28 protein-coding genes are annotated in these 22,754 nt (G+C 69.2%); 8 read left to right on the forward strand and 20 right to left on the reverse strand.

All coding sequences use genetic code 11. The annotated features are described in order from the left end of the window. Positions 1-8 precede the first annotated feature (8 nt). Positions 9-632: an OmpA family protein gene (locus NR810_RS43005; protein WP_326522546.1), complete on the reverse strand. Its 624-nt coding sequence runs from the start codon at positions 630-632 to the stop codon at positions 9-11. A gap of 207 nt (positions 633-839) precedes the next feature. On the opposite strand from NR810_RS43005, the gene NR810_RS43010 reads away from it, so the two are divergent. Continuing rightward, entirely contained in the window at positions 840-1,535 is a 696-nt protein-coding gene (locus tag NR810_RS43010) for a glutathione S-transferase N-terminal domain-containing protein (protein ID WP_257461231.1), read from the forward strand. A 102-nt stretch (positions 1,536-1,637) separates the two neighbouring features. On the opposite strand, the gene NR810_RS43015 is transcribed toward NR810_RS43010, so the two are convergent. The 4 genes from NR810_RS43015 to NR810_RS43030 all read right to left on the reverse strand — a co-directional run bounded on the left by NR810_RS43015 (position 1,638) and on the right by NR810_RS43030 (position 5,231). Continuing rightward, positions 1,638-2,867: a cytochrome P450 gene (locus NR810_RS43015; protein WP_257461233.1), complete on the reverse strand. Its 1,230-nt coding sequence runs from the start codon at positions 2,865-2,867 to the stop codon at positions 1,638-1,640. A gap of 34 nt (positions 2,868-2,901) precedes the next feature. Continuing rightward, positions 2,902-3,096 (reverse strand): ferredoxin, encoded by a 195-nt coding sequence (locus NR810_RS43020; protein ID WP_257461236.1) that lies wholly within the window; start codon positions 3,094-3,096, stop codon positions 2,902-2,904. Positions 3,097-3,240: 144 nt separating this feature from the next. Beyond that, positions 3,241-4,380 (reverse strand): NHL repeat-containing protein, encoded by a 1,140-nt coding sequence (locus tag NR810_RS43025; RefSeq protein ID WP_257461237.1) that lies wholly within the window; start codon positions 4,378-4,380, stop codon positions 3,241-3,243. Positions 4,381-4,400: 20 nt separating this feature from the next. Beyond that, entirely contained in the window at positions 4,401-5,231 is an 831-nt protein-coding gene (locus NR810_RS43030; protein WP_257461238.1) for an SH3 domain-containing protein, read from the reverse strand. A 144-nt stretch (positions 5,232-5,375) separates the two neighbouring features. Between NR810_RS43030 and NR810_RS43035 the strand changes: the two genes are divergently transcribed. Then, a complete protein-coding gene (locus tag NR810_RS43035) occupies positions 5,376-5,873 on the forward strand; it encodes a PilZ domain-containing protein (protein ID WP_257461239.1) in 498 nt (165 codons plus the stop codon). 21 nt (positions 5,874-5,894) lie between these two features. Here NR810_RS43035 and NR810_RS43040 read toward each other — a convergent pair whose 3' ends face one another. Further along, positions 5,895-6,389 carry a MarR family transcriptional regulator gene (locus tag NR810_RS43040; RefSeq protein ID WP_257461240.1) on the reverse strand — a complete coding sequence of 165 codons (495 nt, stop codon included), beginning with the start codon at positions 6,387-6,389 and terminating at the stop codon, positions 5,895-5,897. 82 nt (positions 6,390-6,471) lie between these two features. Between NR810_RS43040 and NR810_RS43045 the strand changes: the two genes are divergently transcribed. Then, positions 6,472-6,870 carry a nuclear transport factor 2 family protein gene (locus tag NR810_RS43045; RefSeq protein WP_257461241.1) on the forward strand — a complete coding sequence of 133 codons (399 nt, stop codon included), beginning with the start codon at positions 6,472-6,474 and terminating at the stop codon, positions 6,868-6,870. Between the two features lie 10 nt (positions 6,871-6,880). On the opposite strand, the gene ribD is transcribed toward NR810_RS43045, so the two are convergent. From ribD to plsX, 10 genes are all read right to left on the reverse strand, one after another. Beyond that, positions 6,881-8,056: a bifunctional diaminohydroxyphosphoribosylaminopyrimidine deaminase/5-amino-6-(5-phosphoribosylamino)uracil reductase RibD gene (gene ribD, locus NR810_RS43050; protein ID WP_257461242.1), complete on the reverse strand. Its 1,176-nt coding sequence runs from the start codon at positions 8,054-8,056 to the stop codon at positions 6,881-6,883. Positions 8,057-8,062: 6 nt separating this feature from the next. Continuing rightward, the gene (gene nrdR, locus NR810_RS43055) at positions 8,063-8,560 is read right to left on the reverse strand and encodes a transcriptional regulator NrdR (RefSeq protein WP_204227377.1); all 498 of its coding nucleotides are present in this window, start codon (positions 8,558-8,560) and stop codon (positions 8,063-8,065) included. Positions 8,561-8,632: 72 nt separating this feature from the next. After that, positions 8,633-9,889 (reverse strand): serine hydroxymethyltransferase, encoded by a 1,257-nt coding sequence (locus tag NR810_RS43060; protein ID WP_257461243.1) that lies wholly within the window; start codon positions 9,887-9,889, stop codon positions 8,633-8,635. Positions 9,890-9,923: 34 nt separating this feature from the next. Continuing rightward, positions 9,924-10,373, reverse strand: coding sequence for a ribose 5-phosphate isomerase B (gene rpiB, locus NR810_RS43065; protein WP_257461247.1), 450 nt, complete (start codon positions 10,371-10,373; stop codon positions 9,924-9,926). Positions 10,374-10,514: 141 nt separating this feature from the next. Further along, a complete protein-coding gene (gene fabF / locus NR810_RS43070) occupies positions 10,515-11,771 on the reverse strand; it encodes a beta-ketoacyl-ACP synthase II (RefSeq protein WP_257461248.1) in 1,257 nt (418 codons plus the stop codon). Positions 11,772-11,845: 74 nt separating this feature from the next. After that, the gene (gene acpP, locus NR810_RS43075; protein ID WP_204227373.1) at positions 11,846-12,088 is read right to left on the reverse strand and encodes an acyl carrier protein; all 243 of its coding nucleotides are present in this window, start codon (positions 12,086-12,088) and stop codon (positions 11,846-11,848) included. Positions 12,089-12,193: 105 nt separating this feature from the next. Beyond that, entirely contained in the window at positions 12,194-12,940 is a 747-nt protein-coding gene (gene fabG / locus NR810_RS43080; protein WP_257461249.1) for a 3-oxoacyl-[acyl-carrier-protein] reductase, read from the reverse strand. A gap of 3 nt (positions 12,941-12,943) precedes the next feature. Then, entirely contained in the window at positions 12,944-13,879 is a 936-nt protein-coding gene (gene fabD, locus NR810_RS43085; RefSeq protein WP_257461251.1) for an ACP S-malonyltransferase, read from the reverse strand. 31 nt (positions 13,880-13,910) lie between these two features. After that, positions 13,911-14,894 carry a beta-ketoacyl-ACP synthase III gene (locus NR810_RS43090; protein WP_257461254.1) on the reverse strand — a complete coding sequence of 328 codons (984 nt, stop codon included), beginning with the start codon at positions 14,892-14,894 and terminating at the stop codon, positions 13,911-13,913. Positions 14,895-14,944: 50 nt separating this feature from the next. Next, on the reverse strand, positions 14,945-16,009 hold the full coding sequence (gene plsX, locus NR810_RS43095; RefSeq protein WP_257461255.1) for a phosphate acyltransferase PlsX: 1,065 nt from the start codon (positions 16,007-16,009) through the stop codon (positions 14,945-14,947). A 252-nt stretch (positions 16,010-16,261) separates the two neighbouring features. On the opposite strand from plsX, the gene rpmF reads away from it, so the two are divergent. Then, positions 16,262-16,450: a 50S ribosomal protein L32 gene (rpmF, locus tag NR810_RS43100; RefSeq protein ID WP_257461258.1), complete on the forward strand. Its 189-nt coding sequence runs from the start codon at positions 16,262-16,264 to the stop codon at positions 16,448-16,450. A gap of 74 nt (positions 16,451-16,524) precedes the next feature. On the opposite strand, the gene NR810_RS43105 is transcribed toward rpmF, so the two are convergent. From NR810_RS43105 to NR810_RS43115, 3 genes are all read right to left on the reverse strand, one after another. Continuing rightward, a complete protein-coding gene (locus NR810_RS43105) occupies positions 16,525-17,553 on the reverse strand; it encodes a hypothetical protein (RefSeq protein WP_257461261.1) in 1,029 nt (342 codons plus the stop codon). Next, positions 17,550-18,218, reverse strand: a complete 669-nt coding sequence (locus NR810_RS43110; RefSeq protein ID WP_257461264.1) for a thioredoxin family protein — start codon at positions 18,216-18,218, stop codon at positions 17,550-17,552. The genes NR810_RS43105 and NR810_RS43110 overlap by 4 nt, the downstream gene beginning before the upstream one ends. Before the next feature lie 79 nt (positions 18,219-18,297). Beyond that, complete coding sequence (locus tag NR810_RS43115) at positions 18,298-18,627, reverse strand: hypothetical protein (RefSeq protein WP_257461267.1); 330 nt, start codon at positions 18,625-18,627, stop codon at positions 18,298-18,300. 274 nt (positions 18,628-18,901) lie between these two features. Here NR810_RS43115 and NR810_RS43120 point away from each other — a divergent pair, with 274 nt between their 5' ends. Next, complete coding sequence (locus NR810_RS43120) at positions 18,902-19,723, forward strand: mechanosensitive ion channel family protein (RefSeq protein ID WP_257461269.1); 822 nt, start codon at positions 18,902-18,904, stop codon at positions 19,721-19,723. An 86-nt stretch (positions 19,724-19,809) separates the two neighbouring features. On the opposite strand, the gene NR810_RS43125 is transcribed toward NR810_RS43120, so the two are convergent. After that, a complete protein-coding gene (locus NR810_RS43125) occupies positions 19,810-20,391 on the reverse strand; it encodes a YceD family protein (RefSeq protein WP_257461270.1) in 582 nt (193 codons plus the stop codon). A 156-nt stretch (positions 20,392-20,547) separates the two neighbouring features. On the opposite strand from NR810_RS43125, the gene NR810_RS43130 reads away from it, so the two are divergent. The 3 genes from NR810_RS43130 (at position 20,548) to NR810_RS43140 (ending at position 22,742) form a co-directional block, all read left to right on the forward strand. Continuing rightward, positions 20,548-21,450 (forward strand): tetratricopeptide repeat protein, encoded by a 903-nt coding sequence (locus NR810_RS43130; RefSeq protein ID WP_257461272.1) that lies wholly within the window; start codon positions 20,548-20,550, stop codon positions 21,448-21,450. Next, positions 21,447-21,947, forward strand: a complete 501-nt coding sequence (locus NR810_RS43135; RefSeq protein ID WP_257461274.1) for a hypothetical protein — start codon at positions 21,447-21,449, stop codon at positions 21,945-21,947. Before NR810_RS43130 ends, NR810_RS43135 begins: the two co-directional genes overlap by 4 nt. 114 nt (positions 21,948-22,061) lie before the next feature. After that, complete coding sequence (locus tag NR810_RS43140; protein ID WP_257461277.1) at positions 22,062-22,742, forward strand: response regulator; 681 nt, start codon at positions 22,062-22,064, stop codon at positions 22,740-22,742. The last annotated feature ends 12 nt before the right edge of the window (positions 22,743-22,754 follow it).

Genomic DNA, 22,754 nt, shown 5'->3' on the forward strand with positions numbered 1-22,754 from the left:
GCACCTCCTCACGAGGCGGGCGGCACGGTGATGTGGAGCTGGACCCGGCGGTTGACGGAGCGGCCCTGCTCGGAGCCGTTCGAGGCCACCGGGGTCGACTCCCCCATGCCCAGCACCAGCATCTGCCGCGGCGTCACGCCCCGTGAGGTCAACACCCGCGCGACGGCCTCGGCGCGGCGCAACGAGAGCTCCTCGTTGTAGGCCACCGTGCCCCGGCTGTCGGTGTGGCCCTCGACCCGGATGCGATCCTCCGGGTACTTCGTGAGGATGTCTCCGATGCGCGATACCTGGGTGATGGCGTCCTCGGTGAGGACGGAGCTGTCGGTGTCGAAGAGCAGCTCGCTGCGCAGGTTCAGCAGGATGCCGTGGTCCGTCCGCCGGGTGTCCGCGACCTGTTCCAGCTCGCGCGCCTGCCGGTCGAGGTAGTTGCCCACGGCGCTGCCCGCCGCGGCCCCCACGCCGGCTCCGATGGCCGCCCCCTCCCAGTTCCTCCCCGCCACGGCCCCGGCTCCCGCCCCCACGATGGCGCCCGCCGCCGCGCCCGTGGCCGTCCTCTTGCCCGGAGTCACACAGCCCATCCCGCCCAGGAGCAGCGCCGGGACGAGCACCCAACCCATCTTCCATGCGTTCACGTGCAGCCTCCTCGTGTGTGTCACCCTTTCGAGCGGACCTCGGGGTGAGGCATTCACGTGCTCTCCGGCCGGGGCCCGATGCCTGGCCGCTGTCCTGGCGGGAACTCGAGGACGCGTTTCCACGCCACCCGAGGGGACGGCATGTTTAGTTCGGGCCGGGAAGTCCGGGGTGACCCCCGAGACGCCCCACCCGGAGGAGAGAGAGCGATGAACCGCACTTTGGATGTGACCACGTCCCTCGCGGCCAGCGTGGCCCGGCTCGGATTGGGCATGCGCGTGAGCGCGCTCGGCAAGCGTCCCGAGAAGCCGCTGGAACTCTACGAGTTCGAGAACTGCCCCTTCTGCCGCAAGGTGCGCGAGGCCCTCAGCCTGCTCGACCTGGAGGCCTTCATCTACCCGTGCCCCAAGGGCGGCACCCGCTTCCGTCCCCGAGCCGTAGAGCTGGGCGGCAAGCAGCAGTTCCCCTACCTCGTGGACCCGAACACCGGCCAGCGGATGTACGAGTCCAACGCCATCATCCGCTACCTCTTCGAGACGTATGGCGATGGCAAGGTGCCCACCGCGCTGGCGCTCGGGCCGCTCACCACCGCCGGCTCCATGCTCGCGTCGTGGACGCGCGGGCTCGGCGGCGCGAGGGCCCGGCCGAACCGCGCCCCGGAGAAGCCCCTGGAGCTGTGGAGCTTCGAGGCCTCCCCCTACTGCCGCATCGTCCGCGAGGCGCTCTGCCGGCTGGAGCTCCCCTACCTGCTGCACAACGTGGCCAAGGGGAGCCCGCGCCGCGCGGACTTCGTCGCGCGCTCGGGACGGATGATGGTGCCCTACCTCTCCGACCCGAACACCGGCACGGCGATGTTCGAGTCCGCCGACATCGTCGCCTACCTGGAGAAGACGTACGGCGCGTGAGCTACAGCGAGGAGCGGCTCGGGAGGGTGGGCCCACAGGCGGCCACCAGCAGGACTCCGACCCAGACTCCCAGCACCCGCTTCATCCGGGTACCGGAGTGACTCACGCCGAGGGCGAGCGGAGCTCGACCTCGAGCGCCTCCATCCGGCGGATGACGGGGTGCGGCCCGAACGAGGGCTGCTTCGCGAGCCGCAGCTCCGGGAACCGGCGCACCAGGGTGCCCACGGCGATCTGCACCTCGAGCCGCGCCAGGTTGGCCCCGATGCAGTAGTGCGCCCCGTGGCCGAACGCGATGCTCACGTTCGTGTTGCGCCGCACGTCGAAGACATCCGCCTTGTCGAACGTGCTCTCGTCGCGCAGCGCGCTGTTGAGCATGAGGAGCAGCATCTGGCCCTTCTTGATGTGCACCCCGCTCAGCTCCACGTCCTCCAGGGCATAGCGGGCGATGCCCATCTTCCCGAAGTTGTCGAAGCGCAGCACCTCCTCGATCAGGTTCTTGAACAGCTCGGGCTCGCTCTTCACCTGCGCGACCACCTCGGGCCGCTGCAGCAGGTTGTACACGCAGAAGGCGATCAGGTGGACGGTGGTCTCGAAGCCTCCCACGATGAGCGCGGACACCAGCGAGAGCAGCTCCTCCTTGTTGAGCTTGTCCCCCTGCTCCTCCGTCTGGATGAGCGTGGTCATGATGTCGTTCTCCTGCGGATTGCGGCGCCGCTCGTCGATCGTCTCGCTCACCAGGGCGAGCCCGTCGCGGATGTGCCGGCGGAGGATCTCCTGCTCCTCGGGAGCCACCAGGCCGGGGAGGAAGTTCTTGACCACCGCGTTCGTGAAGTCCTGGAACAGCTCCTCGCGCCCCTTGGGGATCTTCAGCATGGAGCCGATAACGCGCGCGGGGATGCGCTCGGCGAACTCATTGACCACGTCCAGCCGGCCCTTGGCCGCCACGCCGTCGAGGATCTCATCGACGATGGCCTGGATCTCCGGGCGCAGCCGCTCGATGGCGCGCGGGGTGAGCGCGGGGCTGACGAGCTTGCGCACGCGGGCATGGTTCTGCGCGTCCAGGGCGAACAGCCCGTTCTTGTTCAGCTCCGCCAGCTCGGGGACGATCGCGGAGTCGCCCAGCGCCGAGGCGAACTCCCAGTGATTCCGGTTGGGCGAGAACCGCTGGCCATCGCGGAGCACGGCCACGGCATCCTCATACCGGCTCACGAGCCAGCCGCGCCCCTGCTCCCAGTAGAAGATCGGCGCCTCCGTCCGCAGCTTCTCGAGCGCGGGATAGGGATTCACGTCATAGCCGGGTGCGTAGGGATTGAACTGCATCTGGGCGGACATCGATGAACTCCTTTTCAGGGGGGTACTGCGCGGGTCAGTCGTTGGACAGGGAGAGCGCCTGGCGGGGGCAGTCACGCACGGCCTTCTCCACCTTGGCTCGCAGCTCGGGTGGCACGTTCTCCGTGAGCACGTGCAGCGTGTCCTTCTCGTCCAGGTTGAAGGCCTCCGGCGCCACGTTCATGCACACGCCGTTGGCCTCACAGCGGTCCCAGTCGACCACGATCTTCATGCCCATCTCCTTTTGATTGACTATTTTATCAATCAAAAAATCCACACGAGGGTAACAGAGCGGAGCGCCATCCAGCAATCGGAGAAACCCGACGGGACCGAACTCCTGGACGGTGACCGACAGAGGAGGCTTGCTCCGCCCCGCCTACCGGCAGTCGGCCCGGCGCAGGGAGACGCCAGACTCGGTGCGGTACTGGTAGAGGACGCCACCCTCGTCGAGCACGGTGAAGTCCCGGAAGGTCTCCTCGGGCAGGGTGTTGAGGGGCAGGTCCGTCTGGCCGATGACCTTGCCGTCCAGCGGCTCCACGCAGAAGAGCCGCACGGCGGGCTCGGTGGCCGGGCTGGCCTTGCCGGTGGGCAGCTCGCCCGCGACGGCCAGGTAGAGGATGCCGGCGCGGTCGGAGTCGAGCAGCGTGATGAACATCAGCGGGAACTGAAGCCGGTACTCGCGGGTGTAGCGGTGCTGGCCCGACGGGCGATCGACGACATTGAGGAGGAGGCGGCCGCTCGGGCCGTCGATGATGCGCGCGAGGACGTAGGCACGGCCGTCGCGCGTGGGGCGGCCGGGAATCTCCGGGCGCGTGGTGTCGGCCTTGCCAGAAAGGTCTCCGATGCGGATCAGCGCGCCGTGCTCGCGCTCGACGTACACCGAGTCTCCATCCACGAAGGTGCCGGTGATGCCGCCGGGATTGGGGATGCCCTCGCCCTGTACGGGCAGGTCTCCTTTGAGGGCGCCCGTGTAGGGATCGATGATGGCCACGGTCTTGTCCCGCAGCCGGTCGAGCACCAGCACCGTGCCGTCCTTCGCCACGGCGACGTCCTGAGGGGCCTGCTGGGTGATGGGAAGAGTGCCGGTGACCTTGCCGTCCGGGCCCAGCCGCACGAGCCGGCCGTTGACCTGATCCAGCACAACGACGTCCCCGAGCGGCGACACCGCGAGGGACATGGGCGCCTCGGGGTTTCCCTCCTGGGGACGCTCGCGCCCGAGCTGGGAGTCGCCAGAGCCCCAGGCCAGCTCCGCGAGAACCTCCCCGGGCCTGGAGGCGGGCTGGGAGGCACCCGACGCCTGTCCGCCCCCCTTGCTTCCCGGAGAGGCCATGGCAATGGCACCGCCGCCCCGGGCCGCCGCGGCCTCCGGCCCCCCCGGCCGCGGGCCGGACTCCGAACGGTCCTTGCCGCCCGTCGCCGCCGTCACGGCCACGATGCCGAGCGCGAACACGACGAGCCCCAGGATGACGACGACAGCGCGCTTGCGCGACTCCATGGCCTCTTCCCTTCCGGACATCGGCTCGAGCCTCCGAGGGGCTAGAAGTGCCGGATGGCGTGATAGGTCGTGGTGGCGGTGCGGAGGTTGTGCACGCAGCCGTACGCGCAGCCCTTGCACTCGTAGGCCCACATGCTGCCCCAGCCGTCCCCCGACTCGTAGAGGAAGGTGTGGCCCGCGCCGTCCTGGTTGTACACGAGGGCATCCGCCTTCAGCAGGCTGTCACGGGAGATGGTCGTCCACTGACTGGTGTCGGAGTTGAAGTGGATGGTGCCGTAGGGGTGCGAGTCGACCGACACGTTGCTGTTGGTGGCAGGCACCACCCAGGCCTTGGCGAGGAAGCCGGAGCAGTCCGCGCCGTACGAGCCGCTGTGCGTGCAGCTCGGGCAGTTGCCCGAGCACGAGCCCACGGCGGCGCCAGACTTCCAGGCGCCATGGCCCCACCAGTAGGAGAAGCCCATCGCCCCCTGGGCCCGGGTGATGGCGTCGTCGCGAGTCGTCGAGGAGCCGGCCACCAGGGTGAGATAGGTGCCCGAGGCCCAGCCCGTGACGCCGCTGTAGGTGAGCTTGTACCAGCCGCTCGTGGGACAGCCCCCGCCCACCTCCCGGGCGATGCTGCTGCCCGGCATGGTCAGGAGGATGCCGTAGCTCGTCCCGGGTCCGCTCCTCAGGTTCAGGTTCGTGGTCGTCTGGAGGCTCGCGCCGGCGGTGACACAGCCGGTCAGCGCGTCGGCGCTGGTGCCGAGCTCCTCATCGGCCCCCTTCAGCTCGACGCTCTCCACGGACGACGGGCCGCCACCGCAACCCACCGCCACGACCGCCAGCACCACCAGCCACTTCAAGGGATGACCGCTCCTGCTCCGGCTGCTCATACGAACCTCCACCCCGAGGGAACCGCGAGGGGAAAGACGGGAAGGTAGCGTTGATAGCCTTTCCTTGAAGAACTGAAAAACGAGATTAATGCACCCGGCGGTTTTGTCCGAAAAAGCACGCTAGAATGGCGCCTCGGAGGACCCATGGACTTTTCCGCCTGGCTGACGAGCTTCCGAGAACTTCACGAGCGGGCGCGCCGGAAGCTGCACACGACCGAGGAGCGCGAGCTCTATCTGGAGGCGAGAGAGCAGCTGGCGAGCACGCTGCTGGCGGCCCAGGGACACAAGCTCCAGCCGGGGGCCGCCGCCCGGCGCAACTTCCGCGTCCCCAAGGGCATGTCCGTGGACATCGGCTTCCGCTCGGGCTCCGCGCGCAGCCGGACCCTGGACATCTCCTCGGGAGGTTTCTCCTGCATGCTGGCCGGCACTCCCGCCCAGGGGGAGCTCGGCGGCTTCGTGCTGTGGCTGCCGGAACAGGACGAGGAGCCGGTGGTGGGCCGCGCGCAGGTGGTCGCGCTCGCCCCCGCCGCCCCCGAGGGTCCTCGGCGGGTCTCCTTCACCTTCACGGACCTGGGCGAGCAGGACCGCGAGCGGCTGGAGATGCTCATCTTCGATCTGGCGCTCGGATACATCGCGGCCTGAGCGGGGCCCGCCGCGCGGCCCTCAGCGCGGGGAGCGGATCCGCCGGGTCCGCACGGCCTCCGCGCCTCCCAGCGACTCGAGCACCTCCCCCAGCAGCTTGCGCGTGTCCTCGAGGGCGCGACGCCCCTGGAGGCTCTCGAAGCGCTTCTCGAGCTCGGCGCGCGCCGAGCGGCTCCGCTCCACGGAGGCCTGCCCGCGCACCGACAGACGGACCCGGCGGACGCGTGCGTCGTCGGACCCGGCCTCCTCGACGTAGCCCAGCTTCTCCAGCTCGGCGACCGTCTTCGACGCGGCCTGCTGCGTCACCTCCAGCAACCCCGCGAGCTCGCCGATGGACCTCGCGCCTCCCAGCAGGTGCTGGAAGACGTACCCGTGCGCCTGGCGCAGGCCCGTGAAGCCCGCCGCGTGCAGTTCCTCGAGCACGAGGTCGTTCACCCTCATTCCCACGAAGAGGGCCAGGTGCCCCAGGTCCAACGTGTCCAGCCGCACCGCGGCGGCCTCTGTCCGGCGTGTCATGCGGGGAAGCTTGCATCCACAACTCGGGTTGTGCAAATTGAGTTGTGCAACCCTGGTTGTGCATCAGACGGGAGGCAGCACCATGTCCACGACGAATCTGGAGACCGCGCGCCGCTACCTGAGGGCCCTGGAGCAGGGAGCGACCGGCGAGGCGCTGGCCGCCTTCTTCCACCCCGAGGTCTCCCAGCGGGAGTACCCCAACCGGCTCACGCCGTCCGGGAAGACGAGGGATCTGCGGGCGCTGCTCGAATCGGCGGAGAAGGGCCAGACGTCGGTGTCCTCGCAGCGCTACGAGGTCCGTCACGCGGTGGCGGAGGGAGACACCGTGGCCCTCGAGGTCGACTGGAGCGCCACGCTGAAGGTGCCGGCGGGCTCCCTGCCCGCGGGAGGGACGATGCGCGCCTCGCTCGCCATGTTCATGACGATCCGCGACGGGCGCATCACCTCGCTGCGCAACTACGACTGCTTCGAGCCGTTCTAGGCCCGCGCCGTCACTTCGCGCCCCGCAGCCGCGCCCGGAGGAGCAGATCCTCGCCCACCTGCTCGAAGGAGAGCGTGTTCACGGTGAGCGCCCGGGCCATCTGCTTGATGCCCAGGGAGCCCGACCAGGACAGGCCCTCGCCGCCGATCAGCTTGGGAGCGACGAAGAGGAGGAGCTCGTCCGCCAGCTCCTGGCGGAGGAACGAGCCGTACATCTCCGCCCCACCCTCCACCAGCACGTGGTTGAGGCCCTCCTTCGCGAGGCGGCGCATCAGCGCCTCGAGGTCCACCCGCCCGTCCTTCTCGGGCATCCGCCAGACGTCGGCGCCCGCCGCGAGGAAGCGCTTCGCCTTGCGGTCCGCGGGGTCCTCCAGCGTGGCCACCACGGTGCGCGCCAGGGAGCGCTGGGTGAAGACGGTCAGCTTCGGCGACAGGCGCAGGTGCGAGTCCACCAGCACGCGCACCGGATCCTTCCCGCCGCCGTCCGGCAGCCGGGTGGTGAGCTGGGGGTTGTCCTTCCGGACAGTGTTGGCGCCCACGAGGATGACGTCCACCTGGTCGCGCAGCCGGTGCACCCACGCGCGGGCCTGCTCACCCGTCACCCAGCGCGAGTCCCCGGTGGCCGTGGCCAGCTTGCCATCCAGCGTCACCGCCGCCTTGAGGGTGACGTAGGACAGGCCCGTGCCCACCGCCTTGAAGAAGGGCCGGTTGAGCTTGTCGGCCTCGTCCTTCAGCACGCCGGTGACGACCTCCACGCCCGCGCGCCGCAGCCGCGCCACGCCCTTGCCGTTCACCTTCGGGTTGGGGTCCGACGAGGCGACGAAGACCCGGCGCACGCCCGCGTCGAGGATGGCCTGGCTGCACGGCGGGGTGCGCCCGTAGTGGTCGCACGGCTCCAGCGTCGTGTAGAGGTCCGCCCCACGCGCCTTGCTGCCCGCGGCCTCGAGCGCCACCACCTCGGCGTGCGCCGTTCCGGCCCGCCGGTGGTAGCCGCGCGCGATGATGCGGCCGCCCTTCACCAGCACCGCGCCCACCACCGGGTTGGGGCTCGTCCGTCCCAGTCCCTTGGCGGCCTCCTCCAGCGCCAGGCGCATGAAGAACTCCGCCACCGCCCGATCGAAGTCCGCCGCGCGCTTCGCCCGGGGGGTCCGCCTCGCCTGCATCCGCGCTCGCGTCAAGAGCCGCATCGCCCGTCAACCATCCTTGCCCGCCGGCTTCGGCGGCTTGAGCTCCCGCGTCCGGTCCGACAGCAGGTCCTTCAGCTCCTCCATGAACTCGGAGATGTCCCGGAAGCTCCGGTACACCGAGGCGAAGCGCACGTAGGCCACCTCGTCCAGCCCGTGCAGCCGGCGCATCACCTCCTCGCCGATGACCGACGAGGGCACTTCCTTCTCGCCCATCCCCTGCAACAACCGCTCGATGGCGACCACCGTCTCCTCGAGCTGATCCGCGGAGACCGGCCGCTTCTCACAGGCCTTCTTCAGCCCCGCCAGCAGCTTGTCCCGGTCGAACGTCTCCCGCCGCCCATCCTTCTTCACGATGAGCGGGTAGAGCTCCTCCACCCGCTCGTATGTCGTGAAGCGCCGCTTGCACTGCAGGCACTCGCGCCGCCGGCGGATGACGGACCCCTCGTGCGACTCGCGCGAGTCGATGACCTTGTTCTCGGCGTCCTGGCAGAAGGGGCAGCGCATGGATGGGGGGCACGGGAGTGAGGGGAAGACCCTCACCCCGACCCTCTCCCAGAGGGAGAGGGAGAGCGATGGCTACTTCAGCCGCGTGGCGTAGAGCGGGAAGCTCCGGGTGAACTCCTGGATGCGAGCGCGGATCTGGGCCAGCCGCTGGTCGTCCGAGGCGTGATCCAGCGCCTCCACCACGAACGCGCCGATGGTGGCCATCTCCGCCTCCTTCATCCCGCGCGAGGTGACCGCCGGCGTGCCGATCCGGACTCCCGACGTCACCGTCGGCTTCTCCGGGTCGAACGGAATCATGTTCTTGTTCACCGTGATGCCGGCCTTGTTCAGCACCTCCTCGGCCACCTTGCCCACGAGGTTCTTCGGCCGCAGGTCCACCAGCATCAGGTGGTTGTCCGTACCGCCCGAGCACAGCCGCAGGCCCCCGCGCCTGAGCGCCTCGGCCAGCGCCTGGGCGTTGGCGACGATCTGCCGCTGGTACGCCTTGAACTCGGGTGACAGCGCCTCGCGGAAGGCCACCGCCTTGGCCGCGATGACGTGCATCAGCGGGCCGCCCTGGATGCCCGGGAAGATCTGGCTGTTGAGCGCCTTGCCGTACTGCTCCTTGCTCATCACCAGGCCACCGCGCGGGCCGCGCAGCGTCTTGTGCGTGGTCGAGGTGACGATGTCCGCCAGCGGCACCGGCGAGGGGTGCACCCCCGCCGCCACCAGGCCGGCGATGTGCGCCATGTCCACCATCAGCGCCGCGCCCACGCTGTCGGCGATCTCCCGGAACTTCGCGAAGTCGATGGTCCGCGGGTACGCCGAGGCACCCACCACCACCACCTTCGGCTTGTGCTCCTTGGCCAGCGCCGCCGCCTGCGCGTAGTCCAGCGTCTCCGTGTCCCGCGTCAGCCCGTAGTGGACGATCTTGTAGAGCTTGCCGGAGAAGTTGAACGCCGCCCCGTGCGTGAGGTGGCCGCCCGAGTTCAGGTCCAGCGACAGCATCGTGTCACCCGGCTTCATCAGCGCCATGTAGGCGCCCATGTTCGCCTGGCTTCCCGAGTGCGCCTGCACGTTGACGAAGTCCGCGCCGAAGAGCTCCTTCGCCCGGTTGATGGCGAGGTTCTCCGCCACGTCCACCACCTCGCAGCCACCGTAGTAGCGCTTGCCCGGGTAGCCCTCGGCGTACTTGTTCGTCAGCACCGAGCCCATCGCCTCCATCACGGCCGGGCTCACGAAGTTCTCCGAGGCGATGAGCTCCAGGCCTTCCTCCTGGCGCCGCGTCTCCTCGAGTACGACCTTGGCGATCTCCGGATCGACCTCGGCCAGCTTGCGGATGTTCTCCATGGATGCGGTCTCCCTCGGGTAGGAACTGCCGGCCTCAGCGTCCGTTCTCGGACTCGGCCTCGCGAATCTTGTCGACGCGCTTCTGGTGCCGCCCGCCCTCGAACGGCGTCGCCAGGAAGGTCTCGAGGATGCTCCAGGCCACCCCCAACCCCACCACCCTCTGGCCCAGGCACAGCACGTTGGCGTCGTTGTGCGCTCGCGCCATCCGCGCCTCGAACTCCGTCGTACACAGGGCCGCGCGCACGCCCCGGTACTTGTTGGCCACGATGCTCATCCCGATGCCTGTTCCACACACCAGCACTCCGTGTGTGTAACGGCCCTCGGACACCGCTCGCGACACGTTCTTCGCGAAGTCCGGGTAGTCCACCGAGGCGTTCGTCGTCGGGCCCACGTCGTCGAACGCGTGGCCCTTCTCCTTCAGGAGGGCCACGAGCTCGCGGCGCAGCTCCAGTCCCGCATGGTCCGACGCGATGATGAGCTTCACGTGCTCCCTCCCTGCTTCAGCTTCGGGCCGGGTTAGACCCTCACCCCAGCCCTCTCCCAGAGGGAGAGGGAGCGGACACGGGCATGACTCCTCGGTCCGCTCTACCCTCACCCCGTCCCTCTCCCGGCGGGAGAGGGGGTTCTACTTGAAGCGCTTGAACAACAGCACCGCGTTCGTTCCGCCGAAGCCGAACGAGTTGCTCATCGCCGCGTCCACCCGCTGCTCACGCGCCTTGTTCGGCACGTAGTCCAGATCGCACTCCGGATCCGGCGTGGTGTAGTTGATCGTCGGCGGGATGATTCCTCGCAGCAGCGTCAGCGCGCTGATCACCGCCTCCGCTCCACCCGCCGCGCCCAGCATGTGGCCCGTCATCGACTTGGTCGACGACACCGCCAGCTTCTTCGCGTGCGCCCCGAAGACCGTCTTGATCGCCTTCGTCTCGTTGGCGTCGTTGAACGGCGTCGACGTGCCGTGCGCGTTGATGTAGCCCACTTCCTCCGGGTTCATCCCCGCCGAGGCCAGCGCCAGGCGCATGCAGCGCGCCGCGCCCTCGCCCTCGGGGGCCGGCGCCGTCACGTGGTGCGCGTCCGAGTTCGCCCCGTAGCCCACCAGCTCCGCCAGGATGTTCGCGCCGCGCTTCTTCGCGTGCTCCAGCTCCTCGAGCACCACGATGCCCGCGCCCTCGCCCATCACGAAGCCGTCGCGCTCCTTGTCGAACGGGCGGCTGGCCTTCGTCGGATCCTCGTTGTGCGTGGACAGCGCCTTCATCACCGAGAAGCCACCCATCCCCAGCGGGGTGATGGCCGCCTCGGCACCGCCCGCGATCGCCGCGTCCGTCTCACCCAGCCGGATGGACTTCCACGCCTCGCCAATGGCGTGGGCGCTGGTGGCGCAGGCCGACACCGGCGACCAGTTGGGCCCCTTGCAGCCGTAGCGCATGGAGATGAGGCCCGGGGCCATGTTGATGATCATCTGGATGATGAAGAAGGGCGACAGCCGGTCGAACCCCTTCTCCAGGCCCTTGCGGTGCTGCTCCTCCAGCGAGGAGATGCCGCCGATGCCCGAGCCAACGATGACGCCCACCTTCTCCTGCGCATAGCCATGGGGAGCATCCGGCCCGATGGGCAGACCGCTCTCCTTGACGGCCATGTCGGCCGCCGCGAGCGCGTATTGGGCGAACAGGTCCATCCGGCGCACTTCGCGCTTGTCGATGAACTGCTCGGGCTGGAAGTCCTTCACCTCGCCGGCGAAGCGGGTATCGATCTTTCCCACCTCGAAACGGGTGATGGGTGCGATGCCCGAAGTACCGGCGAGCATCGCCTGCCAGTTCTTCTCGGTGCCCGTACCCAGCGCCGTGATGAGGCCGGTTCCGGTGATGACGACTCGACGGTTTGACACGTTGCTCTCCACTCGATGCGCGCTACTGCCATGGAACGCTGGGGGACCAGCGCTCCCCGGCCCTACGGTGATGCCTACTTCTTGTGCGTGTTGATGTAGTTGATGGCGTCACCGACGGACTTGATGTTCTCGGCCTCCTCGTCGGGGATCTCGACCTCGAACTCCTCCTCCATCGCCATCACCAGCTCCACGATGTCGAGGCTGTCCGCGCCCAGATCCTCGATGAACGAGGACTCCGGCTTGATCTCCTCCTCGCCCACGCCCAGCTGGTCCGCGATGATGGACTTGACCTTGGCCTCGATAGCAGAAGTCGACATAGGTATTGAACCCTCCAGGAACCACGTGGCGGTCCGGTGTACTCCCCGAACCTGGGTAAATGCGGGCGCGGTATATCCCACGCCCGACCCTGATCCAACCCTTGGCTACATGTACATGCCGCCATTCACCTTCAGAACCTCTCCGGTGATGTAGGCGGCGCTGTCGCTGGCCAGGAAGAGGACGGCGTTGGCCACGTCCTCGGGGGACCCCAGCCGGGCCAGGGGGATGGCGGCCAGCATCTTCTCCCGCGTCTCCCCCTCCAGGTGGGAGGTCATGTCCGTGCCGATGAAGCCCGGCGAGACGGCGTTGACCCGGATGTTGCGGCTGGCCAGCTCCCGGGCCACCGACTTGGTGAGTCCGATGAGACCCGCTTTGGAAGCCGAGTAGGCGGCCTGTCCACCATTGCCCATCTCGCCGACCACGGAGGTCAGGTTGATGATGGCCCCACCCTTCTGCTTCATCATGGGGCGGCTGGCGGCGCGGATGAGCGCGAAGGCACCCTTGAGGTTGGTGTCCAGCTGCTTGTCCCAGTCCTCGTCCTTCACGCGCATGACCAGGCCGTCCACGGCCACGCCGGCGTTGTTGACGAGCACATCCAGCCGGCCGTGCGTCTTGACGAGGCCCTCCACCGTGCTGGCGCACGCGGCGGTGTCCGCCACGTCGAAGCGCACCGACTCGCCCTTGCCCCCGGCCGCCTGGATGAGGCCCAGCGTCTCCTGCGCCGCGGCCTCGTTGCCCGCGTAGCTGATGACCACGGTGGCGCCCTGCTTCGCGAACGCCACGGCGATGGAGCGGCCGATACCTCGCGAGCCACCCGTCACCAGCACCACCTTGTCCTTGAACGCGCTCATCTCTCAGGCCCCCAGTGCCGCGAGAGCCTTCTCCAGGCTGGCGGCGTCTTCCACGTTGAACGACTCGATGTCCTTGGTGATGCGCTTGGTGAGCCCGCTCAGCACCTTGCCAGGGCCCAGCTCGATGATGCGCGTCACGCCCTCGGCCTTGAGGGCCTCGATGCACTCGATCCACCGCACCGGGGAGCTGACCTGCTCGAGCAGCAGCGGCACCACGCGGGAGGCATCCGCGTTGGGCTTCGCCTCCACGTTCGTCACCACGGGGACGGACGGAGCGGACACCTTCACCTTCGCCAGCACCTCGCCCAGGCGGGGCTTCACCGGATCCATCAGCGCGCAGTGGAAGGGGGCGGACACGGGCAGGGGCATGACGCGCTTGGCGCCCAGCTCCTTGCACTTCGCCCCGGCCCGCTCCACCGCCTGGGCGTTGCCGGCGATGACCGTCTGCTCCGGCGAGTTGTAGTTGGCGGGGGACACCACCTGGCCCTGGGCCGCCTCGTCACACGCCGCCTTCACCTTGTCCGGCAGCAGGCCGAGGATGGCGGCCATGGCGCCCACGCCCTCGGGGACCGCCTCCTGCATGAAGGAGCCGCGGGCGCGCACCGCCCGCACCGCGTCCGCCAGCTGCAGCGAGCCCGCCGCCACCAGCGCCGAGTACTCGCCCAGCGAGTGCCCCGCCACGAAGGCCGGCGCCGGCCCCCGCTGGGAGAAGACGGCGTGCGCCGCCACCGACACCGTGAGGATGGCCGGCTGCGTGTTGGCCGTCAGCTTGAGCGCCGCCTCCGGGCCCTCGAACAGCATCTGGGAGAACTTCTCGCCCAGCGCCTCGTCCGCCGCCTCGAAGACGGCCCGTGCCTCGGGGAACTTCTCGTACAGGTCCTTCCCCATGCCGACGGCCTGACTGCCCTGGCCGGGGAAGACGAACGCGATCTTCGACATGTTTCCTGCTCCCTCCCTGAATGTCTCGTCCCTACCAGCGCATCACCGCGCTGCCCCACGTCATCCCCGCGCCAATGGCCATCATCGCCACCACGTCGCCCTTCTTCAGCCGACCCGCCCGGTTGGCCTCGTCCAGCGTCATGGGCAGGGACGCCGAGGACGTATTGCCGTACTCGTGCAGGTTGAGCCAGCACTTCTCCACCGGCAGCTCCAGCCGCTGTAGCACGGCTTCGAGGATCCGGATGTTGGCCTGATGGGAAATGACGTGATCCACGTCCCGGGCATGCATTCCATTGGACTTCAGGGCCGTGACGGTGGAGTCCGCCAGGGCGCGCACCGCGAACTTGAAGACCTCACGGCCGTTCATGTGCAGCGTGTGCAGCTTCTCCTTCAGCACCTCCTCGCAGGCGGGCTTGCTGGTGCCGCCGCCCGGGATGCAGAGGATCTCCGCGAAGGAGCCGTCCGTATAGAGGTGCGTGGAGAGCAGCCCGCGCGACGCGTCCTCGGTGGGGGCGATCACCATGGCGCCCGCCGCGTCCCCGAAGAGCACGCAGGTGTTGCGATCCTCCCAGTTGACGGTGCGGCTGAGCATCTCGGCGCCAATCACCAGCGCGCGCTTCACCTGGCCGGTGCGGATGAATTGATCCGCCACGCTGAGGGCATAGAGCGAGCCGGAGCACGCCGCCGACACGTCGAAGGCGAAGGCGTTCCTCGCGCCCAGCCTGGCCTGCACCAGGGCGGCGCAGGAGGGCATGGGCATGTCCGGCGTGACGGTGCCCACCACGATGAGCCCCAGCTCCTCCGGCTTGACGCCCGCCATCTCCAGCGCACGCCTGGCCGCATGAACGGCCATGTCGCTGGTGGTCTCGCCCGGCGCGGCGACCCGGCGCTTGCGGATGCCCGTGCGCTCGGTGATCCACTCGTCCGTGGTGTCGACGAGCTTTTCGAGGTCGGCGTTGGTCAGGACCTTCTCCGGTGCGTACGAGCCGGTTCCGATGATCTGCGTGCGTGCCAAGAGGGGCTCCCTGTGGGGGGTTCCCGACACGAACGCCTCGCGCGCGCTCTCTAATCGGAAAGAGCCTCGTCTGTCGCCCCCTTTCCCCTCTGTCGGGCAGGGAGCCAGGCGGCGGCTTCCGCGATGCATCGCGTCAATTCGGCGCTCAACCCCGCCCGGGCCGTCTGCAGGGCGGCCTCCAGGGCCTGCTGCACCGCTCGGGGCGAGCTGCGGCCATGGGCCACGATGCCCACCCCCTGGATGCCGAGCAACGGCGCGCCTCCGTACTCGGCGTAGTCCATCATCTTCTTCAGGCCGGTGAAGGTGGGCTGGAGCAGCAGCGCTCCCAGCTTCTCCGGCAGACCCCCCCGGCGCTCGATGGCCGAGCGCAGGAGCCCCGTCACGGCCGCCGCCACGCCCTCGGACGCCTTGAGGACCACGTTGCCGGTGAAGCCGTCGGTGACGACCACCTCTACGTCCCCGGAGAAGAGATCCTTCCCCTCCACATAGCCGATGAAGTCCAGATCCGAGGCGCGCAGCAGCGCGCAGGCCTCTCGGGTGAGGGGCGTGCCCTTGGAGGGCTCCTCGCCATTGGAGAGCACCGCCACGCGCGGACGGGCGATCCCCAGGCGGGACCGCACATAGGCGGCCCCCAGCACCGCCCACTGGGCGAAGTGGACGGGCCGGCACTCCACGTTGGCCCCGGCGTCCAGCAGCAGACAGCGGCCGCCGCCCTCGAGGGTGGGCAGCAGGGTGGCGATGGCCGGGCGCTCCACCCCGGGGATGCGGCCCAGCACCAGCAGCGCCCCCGCCATCACCGCCCCCGAGTGCCCTGCGGACACCAGCGCCTCGGCCTCGCCCCGGCGGACGAGCTCGAAGCCCACCCGGAGGGAGGAGTCCTTCTTGCGGCGGATGGCCGCCAGGGCGTGATCCTCCATCTCCACCACTTCCGAGGCGGGGTGGAGGCGCACGTTGGTGGGGGCTCCGCCGGCACGGGCCAGGGGCTCGCGCAGGCGCGACAGGTCCCCCACGAGCACCACTTCGTGCTCCGGGTGCTCGCGCGCGAACAGGAGGGCACCCTGTACGGGCGCCTCGGGGGCATGGTCACCCCCCATGGCATCCAGGACGAGCCTCATGGGGGGCGCATCCTTCCATGGACGCCCCGGACTCGGGAGCACGGAGAGCAGGCAGGTGGACACCCCTGGGGGAGTGGACATAAGAATGCCGACCACCGGGCCGGGGTTTGCAGGGAACGTGGCGATACCCTGCTCTCGCGCGTTGACTCACACGCGGTGAGCGGCTAGGGTCCGCCGCCTTCCGAGCTTTTGCCGGTCTGAACCATGAGGGGAAACCCGGGGTCCCGGACCGTGACGATATAGAGGTGAGCCGTGGGTGTTCCCAAGAAGCGTACTTCCAAGATGCGTCGTGACCGCCGCCGTGCGGCCAACAACAACCTGCGCAGCGCCGTGCAGGTGATCCACTGCGCCAACTGCAAGGAGCCGGTGCTTCCCCACCGCGCCTGCGCGGCGTGCGGCTTCTACAAGGGCCGCGAGACGGTACCCGGCGCCCAGGCCTGAGCCTCGGCGTCCGTCCAGCTTCGCTGGAAGGCAAGAAGGCCGCTCCCTCCCACGAGGGGCGGCCTTTGTGCTTTCTAGGGGCCGAAGCCGCGGTGCAGCCCCAGGGTCACGATGGCGGGGTAGCGGAGCTGTCCGGGGTCTCCCCCGTGGACGTGCCCGGCTTGGATGAAGTGCTGGTACACGGGCACCTTCACCGCCAGGGAGAGGGCCAGCGCGCCGACGGGGTACGCCAGCGAGGCGCCCACCAGCACGTCCGTGCGGCCCACGTTGCCGTCCTGCTGCACCACCCCGTCCCAGCGCTCGGGCTGCTCGTTGAGCACGTCCGCGCCCAGCGAGGCCCGCAGCCGCTCCACCACCGTCATCTCCGCTGAAGCTCCCGCCGCGAAGCGGTTGCCGGCCTGATAGCCATGGCCGTTGCGGTAGAGGAAGAGCTGCGCCTGGCCATACCCCTGGAGCCGGACGCGCCCCAGCGCCCTGCCCACGTCGAGCGACAGCACCGGGTTGACGGTGCCCGTGCCGAACTGGATGTGCTGGTGGGGCAGGCCCCGCGCGCCCAGCGCGAAGGGGTTGGGCTCGGTGCGGCCCAGGGGCAGCGACACGCCGAGCCGCCCGGCGAGATTCACCTCCCCCACCCTCCACGAGGCCCGGCCGCTCAACCAGGGATCGCCCAGGCCCACCAGCGTCTCGTTCCGGTGGTGGATGTTCTCGTAGTCGGGCGTGAAGGCCGTTCCATCCAGCCGGCGGAACACCACCGTGGTGCGCGTGAAGCGCAGGGGCACCTGGGCCTCCAGCCCGAACCGCTCGGTGAGGCCCACCTCGAACAGGGGGCGCAGCTCCGCCACGTAGAACTGCTGATCGTGAAGCTGGGGCGGCTCGTCCCGCACGTCGCAGATGGGGCCGATGTCCGGACAGAGCTCGCTGTGGACGACGTTGACGGCCGTCATCGTCAGGTTGAGCGTGGCGGACACCTCGCCCGGGCGCAGGTCTCCGCTCGCGCTGCGGCCCACCGGGAGGTTGGGGTTGCTGCACCCGGCGCACGCCTCGGCGGACTCCGCCCAGAGGAACAGCGCGGCGGCCAGGGAGACGAAGAGCAGGCGCATCACCGCGCGGCCCCCTCGGCGATGGCCTTGTCGAGCGCCTGGGTGTCCCCACCCGAGAGCGTGGCCACCTTGCCGCCATCCTTGCCGTACACCACCAGCAGGGGCAGACCGGGAGCATTCGAGAGGTAGCGGCGCGCCAGCGGCGTCTCCCACGAGACGACGTTGAGCTTGACGTAGGCCACGTCCGAGCGCCGGTTGAGCAGCGCGAAGACGTGCCGGTCCACCTCGCGGCACACCGTGCACCAGTCGGCGTAGAAGTCGAACACCGTCACCTTGCCCGGCACGAGGTGAGCTTCCAGCGACGGCACGTCCTCGCCCTTCTCCGCCACCTGGCGCAGGTCGGCCTCCGCCGAGAGCGTGGGCAACGGCTCGAAGGACAGATCCGGATGGCACACGAAGCACTGGGACTCGGGCACGCCATGGGGGGCGCACCAATCCCCGACGGCCTTGAAGCGGGCCTGCAGCTCGGGATGGCAGCGGGTACAGGCCTCGGCCGGCACGCGGTGGGCGCAGAACTCCGTCGCCGGCCCCCGCGCGGCGCTCAAGTCACTCAACGTGCCGTGGGGAGCAGTCGTGGTGGCGCATCCCCACGAGAGGACAGAGGAGAAGAAGACGACGAAAAGGAAGCGGGGGCACACGAGGCGCCCGGAGACGATGGAAGAAGACATGGAGGACTCCGCGAACCGGGAGACCCGGTCCGACGAAAGGGACAAAAGCCACACGAGCGGCACACTCCGTCGAAGACGGTCAGGCCTCTCGCGGAGGCTGGAAGACCTCTCCAGGCGGGCCACTCGACTCGGCGCCTCCCTGCCCCGGGGGGATGGTGAGCATGAGCCGCGGCACCTCGGGCAACGAGACTGGCGAGGGCAGCAACGACACCGGAGGCCCGGCGCACACACAGGCGGAGCAGCTGGCGTCACAAGGCGCCGCCGATGCCCCACCACCGCAGTCGTCATCGCCCGACAGGCCCTGCTCCAGGCAGGCACTCGCACAGGCGTCCTCCGCGCACAGGCGCGGCAGACCCGTGAGCACGAATCCCAGCCAGCACAGCAGGACGATGTGGACGAAACGAGGCATCGCGGGGGCCGTTTCCTCTATACCCGGTATCCCTTCCCGAGTATCGGGGTCGCCTCGTCTCCGACCGCCCCCTACATGAATGCCCCCCCGCGAGGAACCAGGCCCGCGGACGAGACGCCCTCCAGGCCGACACGTCAGCACCCCGGGCCGGACATGTCAGCCGACGTGTCGACACGGACACCGCGTCCCGCGCAACTGGCCCCAGGCACGTCGTGCCGAGGGTTTGCGCATGGGTCGGCTGCTGGCCCGAGCCATGCTATGTCATCCGGATAACATGGATGCTCTCATCGAACAGTTGAAGTCGTTGGCGCTCACCCAGGCCGTGCCCTTCCTGATCAAGGTCGTCGGTGGGCTGGTGCTGTGGTTCGTGGGCCGTACCCTCATCAATGGCTTCCGGCGCGTGCTGAATCTGGGCCTCCAGAAGCGCCAGCTCGACGCCACGCTCATCCGCTACATCGAGTCGCTCTTCACCGGCTCGCTGACGATCCTCCTGCTGATCGCCATCCTGGGCCTGATGGGCGTCGAGACGACCTCGTTCGCGGCGCTGCTGGCGGCGGCGGGCATCGCCATCGGTACGGCCTGGTCCGGCCTGCTGTCCAACTTCGCCGCGGGCGTCTTCCTGCTCGTGCTGCGCCCCTTCCGGGTGGGAGATGAGATCTCCGCCGGAGGCGTCACGGGCCTGGTGCAGGAGATCGGCCTGTTCGCCACGACCCTGGACACCCCCGACAACCTGCGCATCTCCGTGGGCAACAGCCGGCTGTTCGGCGACAACATCGTCAACTTCACCCACCACCCCCACCGGCAGGTCACGATCAAGGTGCCGCTGCACCACGGCGGTGACGTGTTCGGACTGATGAATGCCCTCAAGGAGCGCGTCTCGGTGGTGCCCGAGGTGCTGCAACAGCCCGGCCCTTCCGTCGGCGTGGCGGAGTTCACCGCGCTCGGGCCCGTGCTGGCGGTACAGGTGTGGGCCAAGCCGTCCATGGCGGGGCCGGTGACGGGCGCCGTGGCCCACGCAGTCGAGGAGATCCTCCTGTCCGCCGGCTACACCGTTCCCGCTCCGACGGTCCAGGAGCCTCTCGCCAAGGCCAGCTGAGGCCGCTGAAAGACGCCGAAACACGAGAGGCCGCCCCTCTTCACGAGGTGGCGGCCTCCGTGCTTTCCGGGCCACACGGCACCGGCTCAGCTCTTCTGGAGCTTGATGTTCTTGAGCACCGCGAGCCGGGGATCCACGAACTTCGCGTCGCAACCGCACTGCTTCTCGTTGAGGTTCTGGCCGCACTGCGTGCACAGCCCCTGGCATTCCTCACGGCACACGGCGCTCATCGGCAGGGCGAGCAGCGCCTGCTCCCGGATGATGGGATCCAGGTCGATCACCTTGCCGTCGAACACCTCCTCGTCCGCGTCATCGATCGCGAACGAGCCGCCGTTCTCACCCTGGTTCCGCTCCTTCTCCTCCACCTCGTCCTCGTCCAGCACGTCCGAGCCACGAGCGAGCGACTCGGGCACGAGGTTGAGGGTGAAGCTCACCGGCAACTCGAGCTTCGACTCCGTGAGGCAGCGCTTGCACTCCGCCACCACGCGCTCGGTGAACTTGCCTTCGAGCAACACACCCCCGCCCACCTTGCGGAGGTTCGCCGAGAAGGCCAGGGGCTCGGTGGCCCGGAAGCCGGAGCCCTCGAGGGCGGCCTCGAGCAGCTCCAGGCTCATCCGATCATTGATCTTGAGCCCTTCGTCGCGAATTTCTTCAATCTTTACGAGCATCTACCTGGCTTCCTATCCAAAAAGGGGCGCGCATCATGGGGAGGTGCCCCCCCGCAGTCAACGCGTCCGAACTCCAATAGATGTCACCGGCCCGCCACCGTTGCGGGACCGTCCTTCATTGGAGGCCCGCTCGGCCGTCTGCTAGGGTGGGTGCCAATGTACCCCTCGCGGAATCGCCTGGTGGCGGGTCTGGTGCTGGCGAGCCTGCTATCGCCCGGAGCCTCGCTCGCCCGCCCCCTGTTCCCACAGCCCCTCCTCTTCCAGGTGGCCCCTGCCCGGCCGGAGATCGCTCGCGCGCAGGAGCAGATCGAGAACGGCGAGTTCGAGGAGGCGGTGAAGACGCTGGAGGCCGGCCTCGACGCGCCAGACGTCACCGACGATCAGCTCGTGGAGCTCTACCGGCTGCTCGGCCTCACCTCCCTCTACCTGGGCGACGAGGCGCGGGCGCGCGAGGCCTACGAGATGCTCCTCCAGGCCCGGCCCGACTACGAGCTGCCGCGCACCGCGCCTCCGAAGATCCGCCAGCTCTACGCGCGCATCAAGGAGGACATCAAGAACCGCCGGGTCCGCCCCGTCACGCTCCAGGTGGAGCCGCTGCCCGACGTGGCCGGGGGCGAGCCAGTGGTCGCCGTGGCGCGCATCGAGGACATGGCGCTCGGGGCGCGGGCCCGGCTCTTCTACCGGCGCGCTGGAGCCCAGGCCTACAGCTCCGTGGACTTCGCTCGCGACCGGGCCGACAAGGAGCGCTACGTCGCCACCATCCCCGCCTACGAGCTGCCCGCCGCCCGCACCACCTACCAGGTGGAGTACTACTTCGAGGTGGTGGACGCGGCGCAGCGCCGGCTGGCGGGCCGGGGCGATACCTTCAACCCGCTCGTCTTCCAGGTGGCCCAGGAAGGAACGGCGGTGGCCCCGGCGGGCGAGCGTCCCTGGTACAAGGGCCCGTGGCTCTGGGTGGCGGTGGGCGCGGCGGCCGTGGCGGGCGCCGCCGGAGCCGTCATCTATTCCGGTTCCGAGGAGCGGGGCCGCGTCCCCATCACCGTCCGCGTCAATCCATGAGCTCGCGTCCTTCCCTCCTCGTCCTGTTGGGTGCCACCCTCGCCGCCGGTTGCGGGGCGGAACCTCCCTCGTCCGGAGCCCGTCTGGGCCTGGACGTGCTCATCGACCGGGCCGTCGCCGATGAGCTGGGTGCCTTCCAGGTGGTGGTGCTCCCCGAAGGCCAGTCGCGCCGGTGCGGCGACATCCAGCGCACCTGCCTCAACCAGCAGGTGAAACCCGAAGAGGCGCTCGTCCTCCAGGGACCGGATGGCAAGAAGGCGCGCGCCCTGCGCTTCGACGCGGGGCTCCAGGGCGGCGCCCAGGAGCTGGCCGTGGACATCCCGGTGGGCCGCGACTACGTCGTCGTCATCGAGGCGCTCTCGCGCTCCAACCCGCCGCGCTTCCTGGGCAGCTCCTGCAACTACCTGGAGTCCGTGAGCGCCACCCGGAACGAGCCGCTCATCGCCGCCGCCATCTCCCTCACGGATGGCGAGTGCGATCCCACCTTCGCCCCCTGAGCGGCGGCCGGGCGGACGGACACGCCTTGTCACCCAGGCGTCACATCGTCGTCATGCACCCGCCACGGTCGATCTGCTAGGGCACTGGACGGAACCTTGGGTTCGAGAGGAACGATGGCGCGCATCCTGATCATCGAGGACGAGCAGGACCTGGCGGGACTGGTGGAGTACAACCTCCGGGCCGCGGGATTCGAAGCGGAGGCGGCGGGCACCGGAGCGAGCGGCCTGGCCAAGGCCCGCTCCAACGTGCCGGACCTCATCCTGTTGGACCTGATGCTGCCGGACCTGGCGGGCAGCGAGGTGCTGCGCCTGCTCAAGAGCGACTCCGAGCTGCGCAAGGTGCCGGTCATCATCGTCAGCGCCAAGGGCCAGGAGTCCGACCGCATCCAGGGACTGGAACAGGGCGCGGACGACTACGTGGTGAAGCCCTTCTCGGTCCGCGAGCTGATGCTGCGGGTCAAGGCGGTGCTGCGGCGCTCGGACATCGAGGAGGGGCCGGTGGCCCAGCTGGCCGCCGGGGACATCCAGCTCGACACCTCGCGCCACCAGGTGCGCGTGAAGGGCCAGGAGGTGGTCCTCACCGCGCTGGAGTTCCGCCTGCTGCGCACCCTCCTGGAGCGGGGCGATCGCGTGCAGACGCGCGAGGTGCTCCTCTCCGACGTCTGGGGCATCCAGGCGGAGATCCACACCCGCACGGTGGACACGCACATCAAACGCCTGCGCGAGAAGCTCGGTCCCGCGGGCGACATCATCGAGACGGTCCGTGGCGTGGGCTACAAGCTCAGCCCTCCGTGACGGTAAGGCCCG

Source organism: Archangium lipolyticum, from assembly GCF_024623785.1.
In the GTDB taxonomy this organism is placed as follows: Bacteria; Myxococcota; Myxococcia; order Myxococcales; family Myxococcaceae; genus Archangium; species Archangium lipolyticum.

Bases quoted from the DNA above. Each gene is read 5' to 3' on its own strand.
- NR810_RS43010 (WP_257461231.1), top strand. From the start codon at position 840: ATGAACCGCACTTTGGATGTGACCACGTCCCTCGCGGCCAGCGTGGCC.
- NR810_RS43015 (WP_257461233.1), bottom strand. From the start codon at position 2,867: ATGTCCGCCCAGATGCAGTTCAATCCCTACGCACCCGGCTATGACGTG.
- NR810_RS43020 (WP_257461236.1), bottom strand. From the start codon at position 3,096: ATGAAGATCGTGGTCGACTGGGACCGCTGTGAGGCCAACGGCGTGTGC.
- NR810_RS43025 (WP_257461237.1), bottom strand. From the start codon at position 4,380: ATGTCCGGAAGGGAAGAGGCCATGGAGTCGCGCAAGCGCGCTGTCGTC.
- NR810_RS43030 (WP_257461238.1), bottom strand. From the start codon at position 5,231: ATGAGCAGCCGGAGCAGGAGCGGTCATCCCTTGAAGTGGCTGGTGGTG.
- NR810_RS43035 (WP_257461239.1), top strand. From the start codon at position 5,376: ATGGACTTTTCCGCCTGGCTGACGAGCTTCCGAGAACTTCACGAGCGG.
- NR810_RS43040 (WP_257461240.1), bottom strand. From the start codon at position 6,389: ATGACACGCCGGACAGAGGCCGCCGCGGTGCGGCTGGACACGTTGGAC.
- NR810_RS43045 (WP_257461241.1), top strand. From the start codon at position 6,472: ATGTCCACGACGAATCTGGAGACCGCGCGCCGCTACCTGAGGGCCCTG.
- ribD (WP_257461242.1), bottom strand. From the start codon at position 8,056: ATGCGGCTCTTGACGCGAGCGCGGATGCAGGCGAGGCGGACCCCCCGG.
- nrdR (WP_204227377.1), bottom strand. From the start codon at position 8,560: ATGCGCTGCCCCTTCTGCCAGGACGCCGAGAACAAGGTCATCGACTCG.
- NR810_RS43060 (WP_257461243.1), bottom strand. From the start codon at position 9,889: ATGGAGAACATCCGCAAGCTGGCCGAGGTCGATCCGGAGATCGCCAAG.
- acpP (WP_204227373.1), bottom strand. From the start codon at position 12,088: ATGTCGACTTCTGCTATCGAGGCCAAGGTCAAGTCCATCATCGCGGAC.
- fabG (WP_257461249.1), bottom strand. From the start codon at position 12,940: ATGAGCGCGTTCAAGGACAAGGTGGTGCTGGTGACGGGTGGCTCGCGA.
- fabD (WP_257461251.1), bottom strand. From the start codon at position 13,879: ATGTCGAAGATCGCGTTCGTCTTCCCCGGCCAGGGCAGTCAGGCCGTC.
- plsX (WP_257461255.1), bottom strand. From the start codon at position 16,009: ATGAGGCTCGTCCTGGATGCCATGGGGGGTGACCATGCCCCCGAGGCG.
- NR810_RS43110 (WP_257461264.1), bottom strand. From the start codon at position 18,218: ATGTCTTCTTCCATCGTCTCCGGGCGCCTCGTGTGCCCCCGCTTCCTT.
- NR810_RS43115 (WP_257461267.1), bottom strand. From the start codon at position 18,627: ATGCCTCGTTTCGTCCACATCGTCCTGCTGTGCTGGCTGGGATTCGTG.
- NR810_RS43120 (WP_257461269.1), top strand. From the start codon at position 18,902: ATGGATGCTCTCATCGAACAGTTGAAGTCGTTGGCGCTCACCCAGGCC.
- NR810_RS43125 (WP_257461270.1), bottom strand. From the start codon at position 20,391: ATGCTCGTAAAGATTGAAGAAATTCGCGACGAAGGGCTCAAGATCAAT.
- NR810_RS43130 (WP_257461272.1), top strand. From the start codon at position 20,548: ATGTACCCCTCGCGGAATCGCCTGGTGGCGGGTCTGGTGCTGGCGAGC.
- NR810_RS43135 (WP_257461274.1), top strand. From the start codon at position 21,447: ATGAGCTCGCGTCCTTCCCTCCTCGTCCTGTTGGGTGCCACCCTCGCC.
- NR810_RS43140 (WP_257461277.1), top strand. From the start codon at position 22,062: ATGGCGCGCATCCTGATCATCGAGGACGAGCAGGACCTGGCGGGACTG.